Raw genomic sequence first — 19655 nt, 5'->3', positions numbered from 1 at the left:
GTGCGACAATATGACGCACGCTTTTCGCTTACGTGAAAGCGCGCGAGAAATTTCGAAACGTTCAAAGATTTTCTGTGGAGACATCTGCTGCGGCAGGCAGCAACTCCGCGATTCGACTCTTCAACCGACGATCGAAAATTGATTGCGCAATCCGGGCAACGATGCGGATCGCAAATTCACTGCAAAACAAAACAGCTCGATCAGCGCGAAATGTGCTTGGAGCGCATCACCTCGCGAAGCGCAGCATAATGCTGATCATGCACGTCTTGATTGAACAGCGACCACGGCTCGGCGCTGGCCAATAGCGCAGGAACTGCAGCGGCCATCAGATTGCGATAATTCCTGAACTCGGTCGCAGCATCGGTGTTGCGTCCTGCTACAACCGCCATCTCGATTCGCCGTAGCGTAAGCACGAGCTCCTTGAGGCCGTTGCGCGCAAGCACGCGCTGCTGCGCGCCGCCCGATACGCTGGTGTTCTTGCGATCAGGGTATTGCTCGGTCAACTCGCGTAGCTCGCGGCCGATCGTATCGACCGCCAGCGCAACGATGTCCTTGTCACCGACTGGAATCGCGGTCGCGAGCACCGTCGAAAACTCATTGATCTCTTTCAGCGTTGCACCGGCACCGTCGCGTTCATAGGGCTGCACGCCATCACCGACGGCCGTGAGGTAGGCGACGAGGTCACCCTTGTCCTGCGACGAGAGGTCGAGCTGAAAGGTCCGGTCGAAATAGTCGACAACCTGGTTGTAATTGTCGAAGCGGCCGTCGTGAAAGTACGGCGCGTTGAAGTCGGCATTGCGCAGGGTCGGCGTCTTGAACAGACCACCCGAACCGATGTCGTGCTGCTGGTGATCGACGAAGCCGGACGATGGAACATGGCAGCCCGCGCAGCTCAGTGCAGGATCGTGCTGGAACGGCTTCGAGAACAGCGCTTCGCCGCGGCGCTCCGCGTCGCTGATCCTGCCGGCCAGCCGTCCGGCGGGTCCAAGGCTCGGATTGGGCAGGAAGTCGATGTCGTGAATATAAGCCACGATCGCATCGAGCGTTGCCGGCGACGGCTCGGGTCCGGCGAACTCGCTGGTGATGACGTTGTGGACGAAGTCGCGCAGCGAGGCGAACCGGCCGTCGGCGCCGTAGGGCGCAAGATAGCGGGCGCCGCGCAGGCTCGGAATCCGCACGGGGTCGAACGCCAGATTGTTGGCCTTCGGATTGAACAGCGCCCCGGTGGTGTCGAACGTGCCGGGCCGGCTCGACATCTTCGGCATGAAGAATTTGGCGTTGTTCGCACCATTGACGTGGCAGGTGCCGCAGCTCACGCCGGCCTGCCGTGCCACTTCACCGAGCAGCCCAGGCGAATTGAACGCGAGATCGCCGAGATTCACCAGATACGACTTAGCTCCGGTCCGCTCGGACTGGAACACCTCGCGCGGCTTGTCGAGCGCATCCTCGTTCAGCTCGGTCGCAACGGGCAGCACCGTCTTGTCACCGTCGACCGGAAACGCCAGCGCACGCCCGAGCAGAGCAAGGGCGAAGACACCGGAGAGCAGCGCAGCCAGACGCAGGTGAAGCGATCTCATCGCGCCTGGGCCTCCAGGGTCGGGCGCTGCAGCCCGAGCTTCGCCGAGGCGCTCTGCAACGCAACCACCAGTTCCTCACTGGTCTGGCGCAGATCGGCAATATTGACATGCGGCAGGTCAGGCGTGGCGACGATCGCTTCGAGCTGCTCGATCCGGTTCGTCACCATCTCGTCGAGCTTGCCGTCGACCGTGTTGAGCGCGGCGGAGAAAATCGTGTGGTAGGCGAAGTCGATGCCCGCGATATTGTTGCGCATATCGTCGAGCGAGGTGCCGCTGATGCGCGACTCTCCGCCATCAGCCTTGCTCTCGCCGACTTCGTAAGCGAGCCGCACCGTACCGTCCAGCAGGCCCTGCGGCGTCAGCTTGATGTCCTTGAGCTTGCCGTGAAGATCATTCAGGTGCTCGACCAGGCCGGTCGCATCGGCGGCAACGTTGGTGCTAGCAGCTCCGAACAGTTTGGCCTCGACGGCGTGGAAACCGCTGTCCGCGTTTGGCCAGGCGTCGATCTGTGCATCGAGTTCAGGCACGAAGCCTGCGGTGAACACTTCCGAACGCTCCCAGCCTGCGCGCGCCGACAGCCAGGCCTTCTTTGCACCAGGCAAATCCGCCGCAGTGGCGCGCTCGCGCAACGCACGCGCGCCTGCCAGCGCGCTGGCAACGCCCTCGATCAAATACGGCCGATAGCGCTCGGCGCCTTCCTCGAGAGCGCCCGCGTTCGCAGCGCGCACGCCCGCCGACGTTGCCAGCAAAGCAAGGCACGCCGCTACTCGCATCTTGTGCATAGTCGACCCACTCATCTGCCACGAAGGGCTCGCGGCACGTAGCGGAGCGGACTATTGTCGGTATCCTATGCGGATTTGTGACAGCGCAGACTTTTTGTCGCATCTTTTCTGCTTTGCGATCGTCGTTGACGATCACAATCTCGCAAACCGATCGGACGATTGAAAATGCACTGTTCAACGCGCGCGAGTTGTTGCAACACAGTGCCCGCACGCGTCACACTTGTCCCGTCATCATGCAGATCGATCGCGAAGCTCTTTATTTCATTGGATCTTACGGCGCGCTCTGCATGCTCTGCTGCGCCGTCGCGCTGATCGATCTCCGCCACGGCATCATTCCGGATTGGCTGAACCTCGCGATCGCGGCGCTCGGTCTCGCAAACGTCGTCATCACGGAAGGCACGACGGCTGCCTTCGGTGCGATCGCGATCGCCGTCCTCGTCGGCATCTTGTTCTGGCTATTGCAGCGTCTTTACTTCGCCTTACGGCAGGTCGACGGGTTGGGACTGGGCGACGTCAAGTTTATTGCCGCCGCGACGATCTGGGTCGGTGCGTTGGGGATTCCGACCCTGCTGCTGATCGCGGCACTCGCAGCACTTGGTGTTGCCGGCAGCCTGCAACTCGCAGGACGCGAGATGAAGCGCCAAACCTCGATTCCGTTCGGTCCGTTTCTCGCGCTCGGGCTTCTCCTGACGCCGGTCCTGCAGAGCTGACTCGGGTTGAGCTAGCTCACGCGCAGTCACATCTGGCGCCGCGCGGCCAACGGCTTCCTCTCGGTGCTGACCGGAACGAGGCGGGCATCGCCGCTCTCTTCGCCACCGGGCTGAGGCAATGTGAGCACTGCCGCCTGCTCGTCTTTCTGCATCGTGACTTCGCGTCCGTTGATGGATCGCAGCTTCCATCCCTGGAACTCGTCGCCGATCTTCAGGCGCAACGCGGTCTTGTTCGATTGATCGAGAAAGATCCCGAAGCTTTCATCATCTCCCGCGATCGTGCCGACGAGCGACAGCGGCGGCGGCTCGATCGCCACCTTGCGCGGCGGCGGTGGCAACGGCTTGCTGACTTCCGGTTCCGCAACGACGGCGGGCGGAGGTCGCCGCGACGGCGAGAACACGGGGCGGTCTCGCGTGTTGGACAGCGTCTTGAGCGGAATGCCCCACAACGGATTTGCGCTAAGCGGCCGCGGCGTCGGCGCCGGCGAAGGAGCCACCCGGACCGACGTCACCGGTTCGGACGGCGGCGGTGAACTCAGCACCGGTCCGCCCAGGCGGGTGTCGTCGAGCAGCCCGCCGTCCAGTGCGTCGCCGGACCGGTCCGGCACGGCAGCCGGCGCGGAATAGGCCGACACCGCCAACAGCACGATAGTCGCTGCGAAGCGTCGCATCATTTGGCTCCTCGCCATTGTCCGGATACGCCGAGCAGCACGCGCAGCTTGCCGGGATCGGCGCCTTTGGCGGCTTCGTCGGCGACGGGTTGCACGACCAGCTGGTCGATGAACAGGAACGGCATGCCGGCTTCGAGATCGTAGAGCACCTGCTGCAATTGCGCCTGCTCGATCTCGCAGCCCGCGACCATGCTGATGAGGCCGGCCTTGGCCGGCGCGTTGGGAACGTCGAGCTGCGTCGACAGCACGTTGCCGCCCGCCTTGATCACCGCGCCCGACACGCGTTGCAGCAGGGTGGCGCCGGCAACCGTGACGGTCGCTCCCTCGAGATAGGCCGAGCCGGTCGGCATCGCGGGCTGACCGGGCACGGTATTCGCCCTCGATCGTCCCTCCAGCTGTTCCAGCATTCCGGCCGATGCCGCAACATCGCTGCGCAGGCCAATGATGTCAGAGAGCGACGAGATGACGACAAAGAGCAGCAGCACGAACAGGCCGAGGTAGCTCGCCGTCGCGACCAGTGGCGAGGTGCTGACGGCCGTCAGCGATCGGGATGCTGCGCTCATGAGCCGGATCCAAAATAAGCTGATATGTTGGCCTCGACGTGGAACCGCTCCGCCGATTCATTCGCCGCGCGGGTCGTCGGCGCGAAGAACGTCGCGCGGGTGAATTGCGGTGACTGCTCCAGCAGGCGTATGAGCGATGGCGCATCCTGGGTCAGCCCCACCACCTGCACCTTGTTGCCCTCGATGCGAAGTTCCGTCACATAGGTCGTATCGGGCAGGACACGCGAGACCGCCTCCAGAACCATGACGCTCGACGGCGTCGTCTGCTTCCGCTTGGCGAGCAGGCCAAGACCGGACGAGTCGCCATTGGCATCGAGACGCAGCGCGGCGCGGCGCTGCGATATCCGATGCTGCAGGTCTTCCTGTTCCGATTGCAGCCATCCGCCGAGATAGATGTTGAGCAGCAGGGAGACCACCGCCGCGGCGGCCGTCGAGACCAGGCCGATGCGCAACAGGCCCGGAACCGCAGGTCCGGCAAGGCCGCGCAGCGACCGGTCGAGCAGCGTCACCTGCTGCGGGGTGCCGTCGCCGCCGACCGCCGGCGCCGAGACCGCAACGGAGGCGGCGCCGAGCATCCTCGCCATCCGGATCAACGGATCGACCTTGGCCGCCGCGGTCGCACTGAACGCGACCTCGATACGGTCATTGGCGATCGGCTGCGGCGAACCCCAGCCGAACACGGCATCGGCGGCAGTCCAAGGCGTCAACCGGTCAACCTGCGCGCGGATCATGCCATCGAGGAAGTCGCCGGCCTGGCTCGGGAAATCGAGCACGCGGCTGACAACGTGATCCGATCGCAATCGCACCTCGATGCGGCTGCCGTCGAATGCCGTCTTCCACTCCGCCGACAGCGGAGGCTGCGGCGCATCGTGATCGAGCCGGAACGAAACCAGGACTGACGGCGAGCCATCTTTTGCCGCGGCGAGGCGGGCTGTGAAGGTGCCGTCGGCATTCTCGTCGAGTTCGACACTGCGCCGGCGCATGAACCTGCCCGCGACGCCGTCAACGGCAGTCGCAACCGCACCGATCCATTGCTCGAACCATTGCCGTGCTTCGGCGAGTATTGCCATCAACCTCTCCTCCGCGGCCGAACCGTACTTTGCGGCTCGACATCGTTCTGCCAGGACAACACACGATAGGGCTCGACCTTGTCACCGAGTGCGATCACCGCTTCAGACGCCGTGCGGTGACCATTGCGGAACCGGATCGAGATTGCGATCCGGTAGCAAGGGCTCTGCGCCGTCGATGCCGCAGCTTGCGGGTTCGGAGCCGGCGCTCCCGCGGCAATGCCGTTCGGCGAGGGAGCAGGCGAGCCGAAGCTGTCCTGGTCTTTCCCCGATGCTTTATCCACGGCCAGAGCGACCTCCGGCGCGGCGATGGTCGGATCAACATCCGGACTGCCGTTGAACACGGTCACGAATGGCAACACGCGATCGACAAAGGCTTCGGGGATGCCAGCGACCAGCGCCAGCTCATTGACATGGGTGAACAGCCCCTGCCGCGGCGAATAGCCAAGCGCGTTGTAGCGCGCGGCCTCCACATTTTCGCTGCCCGGCACGGGCCGGGTTCGCCAGCCGACGATCCGGTCGGCGTATTCGGCGGCGGCGTCCTTCCGGGCGCCGAGCACGACGAAGAGGCCGGTCAGCATCTCCTTCGACGCGTAGTTCAGATCAACGCGGCCGGCTTCCGACGTGAAGGACACGCCGACGCTGGCATCGTCCAGCCCGAAATGAAACGCGCCGTGCTGCGGCCTCGTCTTGTCGTCGGTCAGCGTCAGCTGATAGGCGGTGAGCTCGAGCCCGGCCGACACCAGCGCCTCGGTCTGCAACGATAAGTCGCTGGCCGCCAGCGCTCGTGCCGACGCGGCGAGATAAGCCGAAAAGATGATCGCCAGCGACGACAGCGCCAGTAGGATCCAGAGCACCGCAACGAGGACGAAGCCGCGATTGGTCGGCGATCGGCCGATGTTGCCGGACGCGCCCATCACGTCTTCCCCTGATCGGTGGCGCCGCCGGAACTCTGCCTGTCGCCGCAATTGCCGTCCGGCTTGGTGCAGTCGCTCGGAATCTGGACATGGACCGGCGCGATGGTCGAAACCGACAGGACGCGCTGGCTCGCCGCGTCACGCACGGTCAGACGGATCATCGCCGGCAGTTTGTTGGCATCCTTCCACGCGCCCTTCCAGGCCCGGTCAGGACCGGCATAGGCGAAGGACAGGCGATAGGGCGCGCGCAGCAGCACGACGGGGCTACCGAGATGCACCTGTTCCGACAGCGACACCCCGTCGGCCAGCGGCGTGAAGCGGGTCTGCGTACGAACCGTAACGAACTCGCCGCGATCTCTGGTTTCGCCAAGGCGCACCACGTCGAGCCCCGGCCCCGCATTCGGCCCCACCGACGTGCGCACGAATGTGACAGACAGTTCCGATCCATCGAACAGTGGCTTGTGGGTATCGCGGTTGGCGGCAACGAATTCCGCCGCGGCGAGATCGGCGCCGATCCGCTCCAGCGCGATCCCGATCAGCTCGCTGCGCTGGATGCGGTCGAGCCCCCTGTTCCAGCTCGGCAGCCATTGCGCCGTGATGCTGGCGAGTGCCGACAGCAATAGCCCCATCAACGCCAGCGCGACGATGGTCTCGATCAGCGTGAAGCCGCGCTCGCCCGTTCGCTGTGCTGTCCTTGCCGGGGTCATTCCGATGACCTCGGCATCAGGCGCACGGTGCGAATGTCGGACAACGCACCGCCTGGAGACTTGACGCGAATTCGCACCAGCTCCGGAGCCCAGGGCACGTTGCCCTCGGGCACCGTCCAGTCGCCGCCGAGCGGACTGACATCGATGGTCCAGCGGTAGCCCTCCGCCTGCCCCGTCGACGTGCCCGACTGCAATTCCGCGCGGGGCGGAATGCCAACCGTCATCAAGGTGCGCACCGCCTGCATCAGCGCCACGTGCTGCTCCATGGCCCGCACACCGCGCGTCTTGACGCCCATCACGGCGCCGATCGCAACGATCGAGACAGCGACCAGCGCAAGCGCCACCAGCACTTCGATGATGGTGAACCCCGCATCCGTGCGGTCAGTTGGCGGCGACATCGCGAGCAACGATTTCAACCCTTCCGGTGAGCCAGTTGACGCGGACCTCATATCCCGCATCGAGCCGCGTCAGTGCGATGGAGCCGCCGCAGGAACCGCCATTGGCGAAGAAGCGGATGGTCGACAGTGCGGCGCGGCGCTGACAGCTCTGCGGCAGCACGGCGTCGAAGCGCACGTCATCGGGGATTCGCACCGTCATGCGCGACGCCCCGGAATGGATCACCCGGCTCGCCGCATCGACCAGCGTCGCAACGCTGGTGCTGCGCTCGATGGCGGCGTTCCGATCGGCCTTCAGCAGCGTCGCGGTCTGCAGCGCATAGGCCTGTAAGCGCGATCGCGAAGTCTGGTGCGGAATGAACGGGAGCAGCACGGCCGCCAGCAACGCGATGATGGCAAGCACGCACACCATCTCGAGCAGGGTGAAACCGCGCTGCGTCGCGTCATTCATGCTTGCCATGCATCCTTATTGGTCGTTGTTGGCGGCTGTCGCCTTCTCGAGCGAGATGTCGGCCGAGGTGCCGCTGCCACCCTCCTGACCATCCGAGCCATAGGAGACGATGTCGTAAGGTCCATGCTCACCGGGCGAGCGATAGAGATAGGGGTGGTTCCAGGGATCGTTCGGAACGTTGCCGCCTTTCAGATAGGGGCCGTTCCAGGCGGCGACGCCTGGCGTGCGCCGGACCAGCGCGGCAAGCCCCTCCGCCGTGGACGGGAAGCGCCCGGCGTCGAGATAGAACAGGTCGAGCGCGCTGGAGAAGCTCTGCAACTGAATGCGCGCGGTCTTGACCTTGGACTCGCTGAGATAGTTGAGCACGCGCGGCCCGATCAGTCCCATGATGAGGCCGATGATCGCGATCACCACCAGCATCTCGACCAGGGTGAAGCCCTCCTGACCGGCACGCCTCGACCTTTGCGACTGCGCGCGATCGCGTCCCGCTCGCGTGGAAAATGCCTCGATGATGGTGTTGCGCGATATCATGACCGATGACCCCTGCTCTAACCGACTAGCTGCGTGACCGAGAGCAGCGCCGTCATGACTGACACGATCAGACCGCCGACCACGGCGCTGATCGTGATGATCGCCAGCGGACCGACGATGCCGACGACGCGGTCCAGGCTGCGCTGCAATTTTGCTTCGTAGAATTCGGCGACCCGCCCGGCCAGCACCGGCAGCTGCCCGGTCTCTTCACCGAGCCGCAGCATGCGGACCGCCATCGGCGGCAGACTGTCCGCCACGGCGAGTGCTTCCGATAATTTTCCGCCATGGCGGACGCGGTCGGCAGCGGCTGTCCAATTCGCCTCGCTTCCGGTCACCGCCATGATGTCGACGAGGATGCGCAATGCGGCGGTGAGGTTGACGCCGCTGCCGAGCAGGACGCCGAGATTGCGGCAGAACAGGCTGGCGCGATAGAACTGGAAGGCGCTGCTGATCCCCGGCACCCGCGAGATCGCGTTGACCAGCGCGGCGCGCACGCGCGCCTGCCGCAGCAGCCACCACGCGAGTGCGATCGTGGCCGCACTGATCAGGCTTGCCGCCGTGGCATTGGCGCGCAGGAAATCGGACACCGCGATGAAGCTGGCGAGCGCCGTATCCGACTTGCCGCCGAAATCGCCGAGCACCGTCGAGAATTGCGGCAGCACGAACAGCAGGAAGAACAGCATCACGCCCGATGCCGCGACCAGCACGAAGGCCGGATACTGCATGGCGTCGGTCAGTTTGCGCCGCATCTGTTCGGAACGTGCGCGCTCCGTCCCCAGCATCTCCAGCACGGAATCGAGCGTGCCGGAGATTTCGCCCACCCGGACCAGGGCGATGTACATCGGCGGGAACAAGGTCGGATGATCCGCCACCGCATCGGCAAAGCTCTCGCCGGTGAGCAGGGCGGCGCGAATTTTGGCTACCACCGGACGCATCCGGCCGACATCGGTATCGCCGGACAGCAGCTCCAGCGCATCGTCGAGACGCGCGCCGGCCTTGAGCAGAAGCGCGAGATCCCGTGTGAACGTGGTGACCTCGGCGGCACTTGGCCCACCGAACAGGCCGCGGCCACCGGCGACGCCGGATGCGCGCCTGTCCTCGGTGGTTTCAATCGGCAGAAGCTTGAGATATTCGATCCGCCGCGCCACCTCGGCCGCAGTCGGGGCTGAGATCGTGCCGTTCACGATCTCGCCGGCCTGGGTCAAAGCGCGATAGCGATAGTTCGGCACGGCGTCACCGTATCGTCGCAACGCGGAGGATCTCGGCGGGCGAGGTCAATCCGGCGCGGCATTTGGCGACCCCATCGTCGAGCATCGTGGTCATGCCCGCCCGGATCGCCATCGTATCGATCTTCAGCCCGTCGGTTCGCTCTCCGATCAGTTCGCGCAATTCATTCGACAGTTCGAGCAGCTCGAAGACGCCGAGGCGGCCGCGGTAGCCGGTCCCGCTGCAACGCTCGCAGCCGCATGGCTCCTGAACGATCTCGCCGCCCCGGAATCCGAGCGCGGCGAGCCGGGGATCCTCGGTGAAATCGGCCGTGGCCAGCGGCCGCGCCGTCTTGCAGCGCTCGCACAATTGCCGGACCAGACGCTGCGCGATCACGCCGCGCAACACCGAACGCAGCAGATAGCCTTCGACCCCGAGGTCGAGCAGGCGCGGCACCGCGGCAGCCGCGGTCTCAGTGTGCAGCGTCGTCAGCACCAGATGCCCGGTCAGCGCCGCATGCACCGCGACATGCGCGGTCTCGGAATCGCGGATTTCACCGACCATGATCACATCAGGGTCCTGACGAACGAAGGATCGCAGGGCGGTGGCGAAGGTCAGACCGATCGCCGGCTTGATCTGGGACTGGTTGACGCCGGGAATCTCGTATTCGACGGGATCCTCAATCGTCAGAATCTTGCGGCTGGGCTCATTGAGGATCGACAGGATCGTTGCCAGCGTCGTGGTCTTGCCGCTGCCGGTCGGCCCCGTGATCACGACCATGCCATGCGGCAGCTTCAGCAGCCGCCGCAGCTTGCCTTCGTCGGGCGCCGAGAACCCCAGCTTTTCAACGACCAGCAGGCCACGGTCCTTGGGCAGGATACGGATGACACAGGATTCGCCGTGCTGCGTCGGCATGATCGCGACACGGATATCGATGTCGGTACGCCCGGCCCGCAGCCGCGCCGCGCCGTCCTGCGGCAAGCGGCGCTCGGCGATATTGAGATTGGCGATGATCTTGATGCGGGAGACCACAGCCTGGGGCAGCACGCCCGACAGCGCTGCGACCGGCCGCAGCAGGCCATCGATCCGCAGCCGGACCATGAGGCCGCCGGAAAACGGCTCGATATGGATGTCGCTGGCACGCAGCTCGACCGCCTTCTCGATCAGGTCGTTGACCGCGCGCACCACCGGTGCGCCGCTGGCTAGATCGCGCAGGCTCTCGATGTCGTCTTCGCGGGGCAGCGCCGCCGCCGTATCGGCAGCCACCGCCTCCTCGGCACTGGAGTTGTTGTTCAGCGCGATGGCCACGTCTTCCGACGAAGCCACTTTCACATTGATGCCGGCGCCAAGCACGATCTGCGCCGCCCGCAGCGTCGCCTGGTCCGTCGGATCGACGACCGCGAGCATTGAGGCCCCGTCGGCCGCCCTGCACGGATAGACCATGGTCTCGCGCAGGAAACGCGGCGAAAACGACCCGACAAGCGGTTCGGCCGAGGTCATTTCCTGAAGCGTCAGGCGGCCGAGCGCAAAGAAGCGCGCGGCCTCGTCGGCGAATTCAGTCGGTGAGAGGCTGGTGACCTCCCACAGCTTCAACTGCCTGACGTCGGCGCCCTGCCCGGTCCGGTCCGCCGATCCATCGACCGGCGCCAGGTGATTGTTCTGGCGGAGGTAGTCCACGAACCGAACGGACAGGTCGTTGGCCATTCTCGATATCCCGCCACACTATCCCGGATCAGCTCGTGCCAAGTGCCGCTACCTGCCGTCGCGTTCGGCTCCCGGCAATTCTGCGGTTATCGATCCGAAGTGTGACAGCTGTGCGAAGTCACATCGTTCGCCTCGCTCAAGAAACCTTGACGTGGCATCGCGGACACGGCTGCGCGCCGGCTGCACAGTTTCGGTGCGATGCGACGGGCAGGTCGCGAACGTCAATCATGTAACCAATTTATTTCTGTCATGTTCGATCGCTAAGAGTCTTACCGGGGTAGGACCGATCGTCGCAAGCAATCGAAATATCAGTTAGTCAAAGCGAAGGGCCTTCATGCAACGCGTAGGCACAGTGGGCCGCTGCCCGACGATCCGCGGCGGCCTCGCGGCCATTTTTGCCTTGACGTCACTGGGGTTGTTGGCGTCGTGCAATTCCGCGACGGTCGGCGAGAGCGTGGACGCGTCCCAGGTCGACGTCACCGACAAGGTGCGATCGCTGGACCTGCTGCCGCGCCAGCCGCAACCGGCGAACGCGCTGGCGGCGACGGGCGGCAGCCAGGGCGGCAGCGTCCGCGCGGCGATGTATGACGGAAGCGAAGTGACTGGTGTCGCGGACGCGCGGCCGCAGCAGGCGTCAAACGGCAATGGCTTCGACCTGAATTTCGAGAGCACGCCGGTGGCGACCGTCGCCAAGGTCGTGCTCGGCGATATCCTGCATGTCGGCTACACCATCGACCCGCGGGTGCAGGGCACGGTGAGCCTGGTGTCGGTCCGCCCGGTGCCGAAATCCGACATGGTCTTCGTGCTTGAAAACGCACTCCGCCTGAGCGGCGTCGTGCTGCTCAAGGATACAGCGGGCTATCGCCTGACGCCGCTCGGCGATGCCGTCGGCGGCGGCCGCGTCGATGCCGCGGCCGCCAATCCCGAGCCCGGATTCGGCATCTCGGTGGTCCCCCTGCAATATGTGTCGGCCCAGACCCTGCTGAAGCTGACCGACAGCTTCGCCACCAGGGCGGGCGCGATCCGCGCCGATACGACGCGCAATCTGCTCCTGATCCAGGGCACCGGCGCCGAGCGCCGCACCGCGGTCGACACCGTGCTCAGCTTCGACGTCGACTGGATGCGCGGCCAATCCGTCGGCATCTTCCCAATCTCGAGCGGTTCGCCCGCGCCGGTCATTGCCGAGCTGGAGAAGATCGTCGATTCCGGCGAGAACGGCCTCAGCCAGAACGTCATCAAGTTCATGCCGATCGCACGCTTGAACGCGATATTGGTCGTCACCAAGAAACCGGACATGCTGCACACGGCCGCGACCTGGATCAAGCGCCTCGACCGCAACGACACCGCGCGAACCACGGTCCATGTCTACCGCGTCAAATACGGCGATGCGCGCCAGATCGCGAGAGTTCTGACCGACATGTTCCTTGGCGGCTCGTCAGGCAACCTGCTCGACAGTGCCGACAGCCAGCTCGCGCCCGGCTCCGGCACCTCCTCGACGTCAAGCGTCGCCGATCGTCTGTCGCTGAACAACAACAACGGCTCGAATTCGAGCATGGGCGGCTTCGCATCGCGCGGCGCGTCGGGGACGGGCACCACGGGCCAGGGCCTCGGCCAGGGATTTGGCGCCGGAGGCCAAGCGAACAACAACAATCAAGGCCAGGGCAACAATGCCGCGCTGGATAGCGGGCGCGGCTCTGGTTCCGGCAATGGCCAGCCCGTCATGCAGGACGTACGGATCACGCCCGACGCCGTGAACAACAATCTCCTGATCTATGCCGACCAGGCCAATTACCGCATCATCGAGTCGACGCTGCTGCAGATCGACGAGCCGCAGCTCCAGGTCGCGATCGACGCGACGATCGCCGAGGTCACGCTCAACAACACCCTGTCCTATGGCGTGCAGACCTATCTCACCAGCCGGAACCTCGGCCTGAAGCCGAACACCGGCTCGATCCTCGGCACTCAGGCCACCACGGCGCCCGCGACCACCACGGACGCGACCACCGGTGCCGTCTCCGTCGCCGGTTCGGTCACCAATGCCTTCATCAACCGTGCCTTTCCGGGCTTCAACTTCCTGATCGGGTCCGAGACACAGCCGAGCCTGATCCTGGATGCGCTGCACGCCGTCACCAGCGTCAAGGTGCTCTCCAATCCGTCGCTGGTCGTGATCAACAACCAGGTCGCGACCTTGCAGGTCGGCGACGTCGTCCCGGTGTCGACCGGCAGCGCGACGGTGCTGACCACGAACAACACGGTGGTCAACACCATCGACTATCGCAACACCGGCATCATCCTGCGGGTCTCGCCGCGCGTCAGCGTGAACGGCACGGTGCGGCTCGATGTCGAGCAGGAGATCAGCAACGTTCCCACCAACAGCGCGAACAGCCTGACCCCGACGGTGTCGGAGCGGCGGGTCAAGAGCCAGATCGCGGTCGCCAATGGCCAGACCGTGCTGCTGGCGGGCCTGATCAGCGAACAGCAGAGCGGCAACCGCAATGCGCTCCCCGTGCTCGACCAGATCCCCGGCCTCGGCGACGCCTTCGGACATCAAAGCAACGCCACCCAGCGCACCGAGTTGATCATCTTCATCCGCCCGCAGATCATCCGCAACGGTTCCGACGCACAAACTGTGGCCGAGGAGCTTCGATCGAAATTGCGCGGCAGCATCGCCACGACATCGACCAATGCGCCGATCACCACCAGCTATCACTGAGCCCGGCAACAGAATGCGCCGCGCGCTCACGCAACGGGCAAGCCTGTGCGCCTCGCTTGCGATCGCGCTTTGGACTATGACCGCGTCTGTCGCGAGCGCCGACAGCGTCGCGCGCGGAACGGCCGCCTTCCATCGCGGCGACTATGTCAGGGCGGCTCGGGAGCTCGCGCCCGCCGCCGAGCGCGGCAACCCGAGAGCCCTCGGCCTGCTCGGCTTCATGTATGAGCATGGCTTCGGCGTCCCGCAGGCCTATGACGCCGCCGCCGATCTCTATTATCGCGGCGCCGTGCAGGGAGACCCGTTCGCGCAAGCCATGCTCGGCCTGATGTACGACAAGGGCCACGGCGTTCCGGTGGACTTCGTGCTGGCCTACAAGTGGCTCAATCTGGCGGCAGCGCGCACCGGCGGGCGGCAGCGCGATGCCTATCTCCGGTTCCGCGACGCGGTCGCATCAAAGCTCTCGAAGAATGAGATCGTCGCCGGCCAGCGGTTTGCATTAGGATGGGTCCCCGGCCCGCCGGCACCGGACATGCACCTGACCGTCAAGTAATCTCCGCTATGAAGGCGTGCGCACGAGGCCCACAGTCACGGGCTTACCTTCCGCCGCCGCAACCGGCGCCAGCCGATCACGATCCCGCTGATCGAAACAATCGTGCCGATCGCTGACAGCAGCCACACCACGACATCGCGCGCCGGCGAAATGCGCAGCAGCAGCGGGAAATCCAGGCTGTGCAGCGCGTTGAACAGCCAGCGATAGGACCGGCGGCCGTCGTCGCTGCGGTCGAGGATTTCGGCGCTGACGGGGGAGATGTGCAGCCAGGTGTGGGCGGCATCGTCGAACCCGATCCGCAACACAGGCAACTCGCGCGCATGGTGCAGTGTGTACCAATAGGCGTCCGGTTCCTCCAGCTGTTGCGCTGATATCATCGTTGCTCCCGGCATTGCGCGTCGGGCGGCCGCGACGATTTCGTCACGCGAGAGAGGCGCGGGCGCGCCGGTCGCGGGATCGGCGAGGCTGCGACGGCCATCGCCGTCCTCGAGCAGCATCAGCCGGTGTCCGCCGATCCAGACGAAGCGCGCCTCCACCGCCGGCATCAACGGCGGCGACTGAAATGTGACCACGATGTCGGGTGTGTCGTGGCCGCTGTAGCCGGCCGCGATCTCGCCAGTGACCCCGCGGCCGGAGAATGCGCCGCCGGGATTGAGCGACAACCAGCCGCTGAACATCCAGGTGAAGACGAAGATTCCGCCGACGAGACCGGCGATGTGATGCCAGGCCATCCAGCCGCGATAGGGCGAGACGGCGCCGCTCGCGTAACGGCGCGTCAGCCGCAGGCGGAGAATGCCGATCCAGAAGCCGGTAACGGCGACCACGAGGCAGACGCCCGAAATCCACAATACCACGTCCCGCCACAGCGGGCCGTCCTTGCGCAACACGGTCGGATAGATCCAGTGCGGGATCGAGCCGAGCCAGTTCCAGACGCGCTCCCGCCGCGTGGTATCGAGCGCGATCTCGCCGGTGCGCGAGGACACGTAGAGCTCGGTGCCGTCGGGATCGCCGAGCTCGATCAGATAGAGCGGCCGCAACGGATCGAAGCTCGCCGTGACCGACCATTGGTCGCGCGTCACCGTATCGAGCAATTGCGGCTGCACGGCATGCGGGTGATGGCGAGCGATGGCAAGCGCCTGATCCGGCGTGACCCGGTCGACGACCCTGCCGTCAACAGCCGAAATGGTGACGGCGCCGCCTTTCCATCCAGCCACGCGATAGACCGGAACATCGTCCATCATCGAGAGCCGGAGATCGCGCGGATAGTGCTCCATCCCCGCGATCGCCATCGCGCGATCCGGTGCGACCTGAACCTTGCTCCAGAGCATGACAGGGAGCGCGGCAAGGCGCTCGCTATCGGTGAGGCACGGAAAGGCCACATACATCATGACGAGGCCGGAGATGAACCACATCGCGAAGAGAAGACACGTCGCAATGCCGATCCAGCGATGGACGACATAAAGCCACCGCCACGCTCGCCGGACCAGAGCGTTGCGCATGGTCAGAACTTCACATTGACGGACAGTTCGACGGTGCGCGGCATGCCGAGCAGCCACTGCCCCGTCCCGTTCGAGGTCGCCGCGTAAACCTTGTCGAACAAATTGTAGAGGCGGAACGCGACCGTGGTGCGGTCGTCCGGTTTCCACCTGATCCCGCCATTGACGACATTGTAACCCGGCCGCAGCTGGGTGTTGGCAACGTCGGAGTACATCTGCCCGACCATCTGCACGCCGCCGTAGACCGACCAGTTCGGCGCGAAGTCCCAGGTCAGCCAGACGTTCGAGACCTGCTGCGGCACGTTGACCGGGACATTGCCGTTGTAGCTGACGATCTTGCCGCCGACCACCTGGCTGTTGTTGTCGTATCTGGCGCGCAACAGCGCAAGATTGGCGTCGACGCGCCAGCCGTCGTTCAGCGCGAGCCCGATCGATCCTTCGACCCCGCGGGAGGATTGCTGGCCGATCTGCAGCGCCGGGCCGGTGGGATTGCCGGGATCGGCAATGGTCAGGCCGGTCTTGACGATCTCATAGCCCGCCAGTGTCCATTCGCCGCGGCCGCCCCAGAACGACTGCTTGACCCCGATTTCGGTCTGCTTGCCAGTCGCGAGCTGAAAGGTCTTCTGCGAGGTCGACAGCGAGATCAGATTGCTGACCGGATCGACGCCGACCGCGTACTGACCATAGAACGCGAGGTTCTTGATCGGCTCATAGACCAACCCGGTTCGCCAGCTGGTGCCCGAGAGCGAGACGTCAAAGCTGTTCGCAGGCGTCTTGTAATCGGTGCGATCGACTTCGGGACGATCGTACCTGACGCCGGTGACGAGCGACAATTGATCGGTCAACGACAGCCGATCCTCGGCAAACAGCGCGTATTGATTGACGATCGCGTTGAAGCCCGGCACGGTCGCGGTGGTCGTCGCGAAGAACGATCCGGGGTCGAACACGTAAGGATTGACCGACGACGCGCCGCCATAGGGCGAGTTGTTGGTGTGGGTAAAGTCGATCCGGTTGACGTCGAACCCGGCAACGAACTGGTTCGCAAGCCCGAAGACGTGACCGCTGAAGGTCGCATCCATCCGGTTGCCGAGCTGCTTCTGGTCATGGAAGATCTCGACATAGCTGGAGCGATCGATCAGCTGGGTCTTCGGATTCCAGGTGTAGTTTTCGATGTCGCGCCAGTGCCGTTCGCTGGTCAGGTAATATATCGTGTTGTTGACCTTGATGCCGTCGGCGACATCCCACTCGGTCTTGAACTGGGTCCAGCCGTCCTGATAGCGGATCGCGCTGTCAGATGCGTTGTAGTTATTGAAGCGCAGCGCATCCTGGATCGAGCCGTTGATCAGCGGCGTGCCGAAATAGCGCGACGGGCTACGGTCGCCGTAATCCTCGGAGAGCGTGAAGGCGAGGTTGTCGGAGGCCTGCACGCGCACGGCGGCGGAGACCACCGCATTCGAGGTCTTGTCGCGATCGACCCAGCCGTCCGACACGTTGCCGGTGGCGTTGATGCGATAGGACACATTGGGATTGATCGGACCCGTGCTGTCCACCGAGAGCCGTCGCGTCATGTTGCTGTCGAGCGAGACCTCGGCCTCGTTATAGGACGTGTTGAGCGGCTTTTTCGGGATCACGTTGATGACGCCGCCGACCGCGCCTTCGCCGTACAGCACCGAGGCCGGGCCGCGCAGCACTTCGATGCGTTGCGTCGACCAGGTGTCGTAGGGGAACGTCAGGGTACCGGAGCCGATATAGAAGCGCGTGCCGTCATACAGCGTCATCACCGAGTTGCTGCCGGTGAAACCGCGGGTGCTGAACGACAGGCCGCCATTGCCGGGCGCCGGCGTTGCGATGAACCCGGCCGCGTTCTGGGTGACGGCATCGAGCACATTATGCTGGCCGCGTTCGGCGATGGTCTGCGAGGTGATGATCTCGACGCTGGCCGGCGTCTGCAGCGGCGTCAAATTGAGACGGCTGCCGGTACCTCCCTGCGTGGTGGCATTGAGCGTCGGCGCTACCGGCCCCGATGTGCCTGAGGCCGCGGCGCGCGGTATGCCGCCGGTTGCCGCAGTCGATGCCGGTCGGGCGCGTGGCCGCGACGCGGCGGCCGTGTTGCTGCTTCGCGCCGCGGGCTTTGGCTTTGCGGAGGCCAAGGGCGAGACCTCGATTGGATCGAGCCTGGTTGGCGGAGGTGTTTGTGCTCCGGCTTCGGCCGGCAGCAGCAGCAGCGATGACAGGGAGCAAACGAGACCGAGGCGCCATCGGCGCGCAACGGAGGAGGACGGAGACATGAAACGACTCGCGGTAACGTGGCACGTCACCGCGAACGCGGACTGGCGCATTGCCCGAAAGGCAGTGCTCCGATCCCACCAGGACGCCCCGCCCGATGTGCTCGCGTGTGACCACGACTGACGGCAGGTCTCCTGGCTCACGGGTCATCGCCTGTCGACGCCTTCCCGGGCCTGACAGCCCAGTGGCAAATTGACGAAAGGCTCGCCGTTTACAGTTGCGGGGACAGCTGCGGCATTGGGATTACCCTCGCACCGCATTCCCTTTTGATCCCCGAAGGGAACCGTCGGCAGAAACGATAGGTGTCGCAGGCAGGGCTGTCAATTCGATGCGATCGTCGCACGCATGCTTTACGAGATCAGCGTGGTTGCCGCGTCACAACAGACCAGCGGCTCGCTTCATTAGACTTCGACACATCCTTGCATGATCTCATCGATCTCGGCGCGCGAGAGCATACCCATCTCGCCGATGAACACGATTCGCGTGCGCGGCACGCCGGGCGCCGGCACGCCGCCCGCAGCCAGTGTCGCGCGTCCGCCGGCGAGTTGAAACACCATCAACCGGCCGGGCTGCTCCACCGTCTCGAACAATCCCTTCGCCCGCACGAGCTTCGGCGCCAGCCGGCCAATCGCCTGCTGCAAGCGCGGCAGCAGCACCCGCCGCTCCGAGGTCCAGTTCAGTGTCTCGAAGCGCTCGGATGCCGGCCGTCGCGGCACGGTCTCGCGCGGCGTCGGCAAATGATCGAGATCCGCCGGAAACAGCAACGCTGCCGGCACCTCGCCATGCAGCGCATCGACCACCGCGGCCGCCGGACGCACCGCCCGCACGGCGTCGCGAACTGCGGCGCACGCGGCGGCATCGGCCAGATCGACCTTGCTCAGCGCAACCACATCGGCCGCCCGCAGCTGCGACCGCAGCAGCGCATCGTTCAGCATGGCCACAGGCTGCGTCGCGTCGACCACGCATAGCACGGTCTCCAGCGGCGCCTCCTTCCAGATCACGGGATCCATCAGGTTGCGCACGATGTCGGCGGGATCGGCGATCCCGCTGGTCTCGATCACGATAAACTCGGGACGCGGATCACGCCGCAGCAGCGTGGCGAGCGTGCGCAGCAGATCGCCCTCCAGCGTGCAACAGATGCAGCCATTGCTCAGGCTGACCACGCCATCGCTGGCGCCCGCGATCAGCTCCGCATCGATATTGATCGCACCGAAGTCATTGACCACGGCGGCGATGCGCCGGCCCTGCGCATGCGCCAGCAGATGGTTCACGACCGTGGTCTTTCCCGCCCCGAGAAAACCCGCGACCAGCAGGATCGGGACCGGCACG

At 65.0% G+C, this 19655-nt stretch carries 18 protein-coding genes and 1 riboswitch; of the genes, 3 read left to right on the top strand and 15 right to left on the bottom strand.

Annotation, left to right across the window (positions count from 1 at the left end; translation table 11 throughout):
- Positions 1 to 200: 200 nt before the first annotated feature.
- Together ABIB78_RS00260 and ABIB78_RS00255 are read right to left on the bottom strand one after the other, a co-directional pair.
- Complete coding sequence (locus tag ABIB78_RS00260; protein WP_429020171.1) at positions 201 to 1577, bottom strand: cytochrome c peroxidase; 1377 nt, start codon at positions 1575 to 1577, stop codon at positions 201 to 203.
- On the bottom strand, positions 1574 to 2359 hold the full coding sequence (locus ABIB78_RS00255; protein ID WP_429020169.1) for an EfeM/EfeO family lipoprotein: 786 nt from the start codon (positions 2357 to 2359) through the stop codon (positions 1574 to 1576). The genes ABIB78_RS00260 and ABIB78_RS00255 overlap by 4 nt, the downstream gene beginning before the upstream one ends.
- Before the next feature lie 233 nt (positions 2360 to 2592).
- Here ABIB78_RS00255 and ABIB78_RS00250 point away from each other — a divergent pair, with 233 nt between their 5' ends.
- Positions 2593 to 3069 (top strand): prepilin peptidase, encoded by a 477-nt coding sequence (locus tag ABIB78_RS00250; RefSeq protein ID WP_429020168.1) that lies wholly within the window; start codon positions 2593 to 2595, stop codon positions 3067 to 3069.
- Positions 3070 to 3095: 26 nt separating this feature from the next.
- Here the strand turns inward: ABIB78_RS00250 and ABIB78_RS00245 are convergent, their stop codons facing one another.
- From ABIB78_RS00245 to ABIB78_RS00200, 10 genes are read right to left on the bottom strand one after another with little or no spacing between them, the layout of a single operon-like run.
- Positions 3096 to 3716: a hypothetical protein gene (locus tag ABIB78_RS00245; protein ID WP_429020166.1), complete on the bottom strand. Its 621-nt coding sequence runs from the start codon at positions 3714 to 3716 to the stop codon at positions 3096 to 3098.
- Between the two features lie 23 nt (positions 3717 to 3739).
- The gene (gspM, locus tag ABIB78_RS00240) at positions 3740 to 4303 is read right to left on the bottom strand and encodes a type II secretion system protein GspM (RefSeq protein ID WP_429020164.1); all 564 of its coding nucleotides are present in this window, start codon (positions 4301 to 4303) and stop codon (positions 3740 to 3742) included.
- Complete coding sequence (locus tag ABIB78_RS00235; protein WP_429020162.1) at positions 4300 to 5373, bottom strand: PilN domain-containing protein; 1074 nt, start codon at positions 5371 to 5373, stop codon at positions 4300 to 4302. The genes gspM and ABIB78_RS00235 overlap by 4 nt, the downstream gene beginning before the upstream one ends.
- Positions 5373 to 6287: a general secretion pathway protein GspK gene (locus ABIB78_RS00230; RefSeq protein ID WP_429020160.1), complete on the bottom strand. Its 915-nt coding sequence runs from the start codon at positions 6285 to 6287 to the stop codon at positions 5373 to 5375. Before ABIB78_RS00230 ends, ABIB78_RS00235 begins: the two co-directional genes overlap by 1 nt.
- Complete coding sequence (locus ABIB78_RS00225) at positions 6287 to 6994, bottom strand: PulJ/GspJ family protein (RefSeq protein ID WP_429020158.1); 708 nt, start codon at positions 6992 to 6994, stop codon at positions 6287 to 6289. The genes ABIB78_RS00230 and ABIB78_RS00225 overlap by 1 nt, the downstream gene beginning before the upstream one ends.
- Positions 6991 to 7392 (bottom strand): prepilin-type N-terminal cleavage/methylation domain-containing protein, encoded by a 402-nt coding sequence (locus tag ABIB78_RS00220; RefSeq protein WP_429020156.1) that lies wholly within the window; start codon positions 7390 to 7392, stop codon positions 6991 to 6993. The genes ABIB78_RS00225 and ABIB78_RS00220 overlap by 4 nt, the downstream gene beginning before the upstream one ends.
- Positions 7376 to 7840 (bottom strand): Tfp pilus assembly protein FimT/FimU, encoded by a 465-nt coding sequence (locus tag ABIB78_RS00215; RefSeq protein WP_375787160.1) that lies wholly within the window; start codon positions 7838 to 7840, stop codon positions 7376 to 7378. Before ABIB78_RS00215 ends, ABIB78_RS00220 begins: the two co-directional genes overlap by 17 nt.
- 15 nt (positions 7841 to 7855) lie before the next feature.
- Entirely contained in the window at positions 7856 to 8371 is a 516-nt protein-coding gene (gene gspG / locus ABIB78_RS00210; protein ID WP_429020154.1) for a type II secretion system major pseudopilin GspG, read from the bottom strand.
- Positions 8372 to 8388: 17 nt separating this feature from the next.
- Positions 8389 to 9600 carry a type II secretion system F family protein gene (locus tag ABIB78_RS00205; protein ID WP_429021478.1) on the bottom strand — a complete coding sequence of 404 codons (1212 nt, stop codon included), beginning with the start codon at positions 9598 to 9600 and terminating at the stop codon, positions 8389 to 8391.
- Positions 9601 to 9604: 4 nt separating this feature from the next.
- Positions 9605 to 11281 carry a GspE/PulE family protein gene (locus ABIB78_RS00200; RefSeq protein ID WP_429020152.1) on the bottom strand — a complete coding sequence of 559 codons (1677 nt, stop codon included), beginning with the start codon at positions 11279 to 11281 and terminating at the stop codon, positions 9605 to 9607.
- Positions 11282 to 11615: 334 nt separating this feature from the next.
- Between ABIB78_RS00200 and gspD the strand changes: the two genes are divergently transcribed.
- Positions 11616 to 13994, top strand: a complete 2379-nt coding sequence (gspD, locus tag ABIB78_RS00195) for a type II secretion system secretin GspD (RefSeq protein WP_429020150.1) — start codon at positions 11616 to 11618, stop codon at positions 13992 to 13994.
- 76 nt (positions 13995 to 14070) lie between these two features.
- A complete protein-coding gene (locus ABIB78_RS00190) occupies positions 14071 to 14544 on the top strand; it encodes a tetratricopeptide repeat protein (protein ID WP_429020148.1) in 474 nt (157 codons plus the stop codon).
- Between the two features lie 35 nt (positions 14545 to 14579).
- On the opposite strand, the gene ABIB78_RS00185 is transcribed toward ABIB78_RS00190, so the two are convergent.
- From ABIB78_RS00185 to ABIB78_RS00175, 3 genes are all read right to left on the bottom strand, one after another.
- The gene (locus tag ABIB78_RS00185) at positions 14580 to 16043 is read right to left on the bottom strand and encodes a PepSY domain-containing protein (protein WP_429020146.1); all 1464 of its coding nucleotides are present in this window, start codon (positions 16041 to 16043) and stop codon (positions 14580 to 14582) included.
- Positions 16044 to 16045: 2 nt separating this feature from the next.
- Positions 16046 to 18328: a TonB-dependent siderophore receptor gene (locus ABIB78_RS00180; protein ID WP_429020144.1), complete on the bottom strand. Its 2283-nt coding sequence runs from the start codon at positions 18326 to 18328 to the stop codon at positions 16046 to 16048.
- Positions 18329 to 18433: 105 nt separating this feature from the next.
- A riboswitch (cobalamin riboswitch) is annotated at positions 18434 to 18629 on the bottom strand.
- A 98-nt stretch (positions 18630 to 18727) separates the two neighbouring features.
- Positions 18728 to 19654 (bottom strand): CobW family GTP-binding protein, encoded by a 927-nt coding sequence (locus tag ABIB78_RS00175; RefSeq protein ID WP_429020142.1) that lies wholly within the window; start codon positions 19652 to 19654, stop codon positions 18728 to 18730.
- Position 19655 lies beyond the last annotated feature (1 nt).

Origin of the sequence: Bradyrhizobium sp. I1.14.4 (genome assembly GCF_050435825.1) — a bacterium.
In the GTDB taxonomy this organism is placed as follows: Bacteria; Pseudomonadota; Alphaproteobacteria; order Rhizobiales; family Xanthobacteraceae; genus Bradyrhizobium.
The sequence above is the reverse complement of the archived record's forward strand: the minus strand, read 5'-3'. Positions and strand labels throughout refer to the sequence as shown.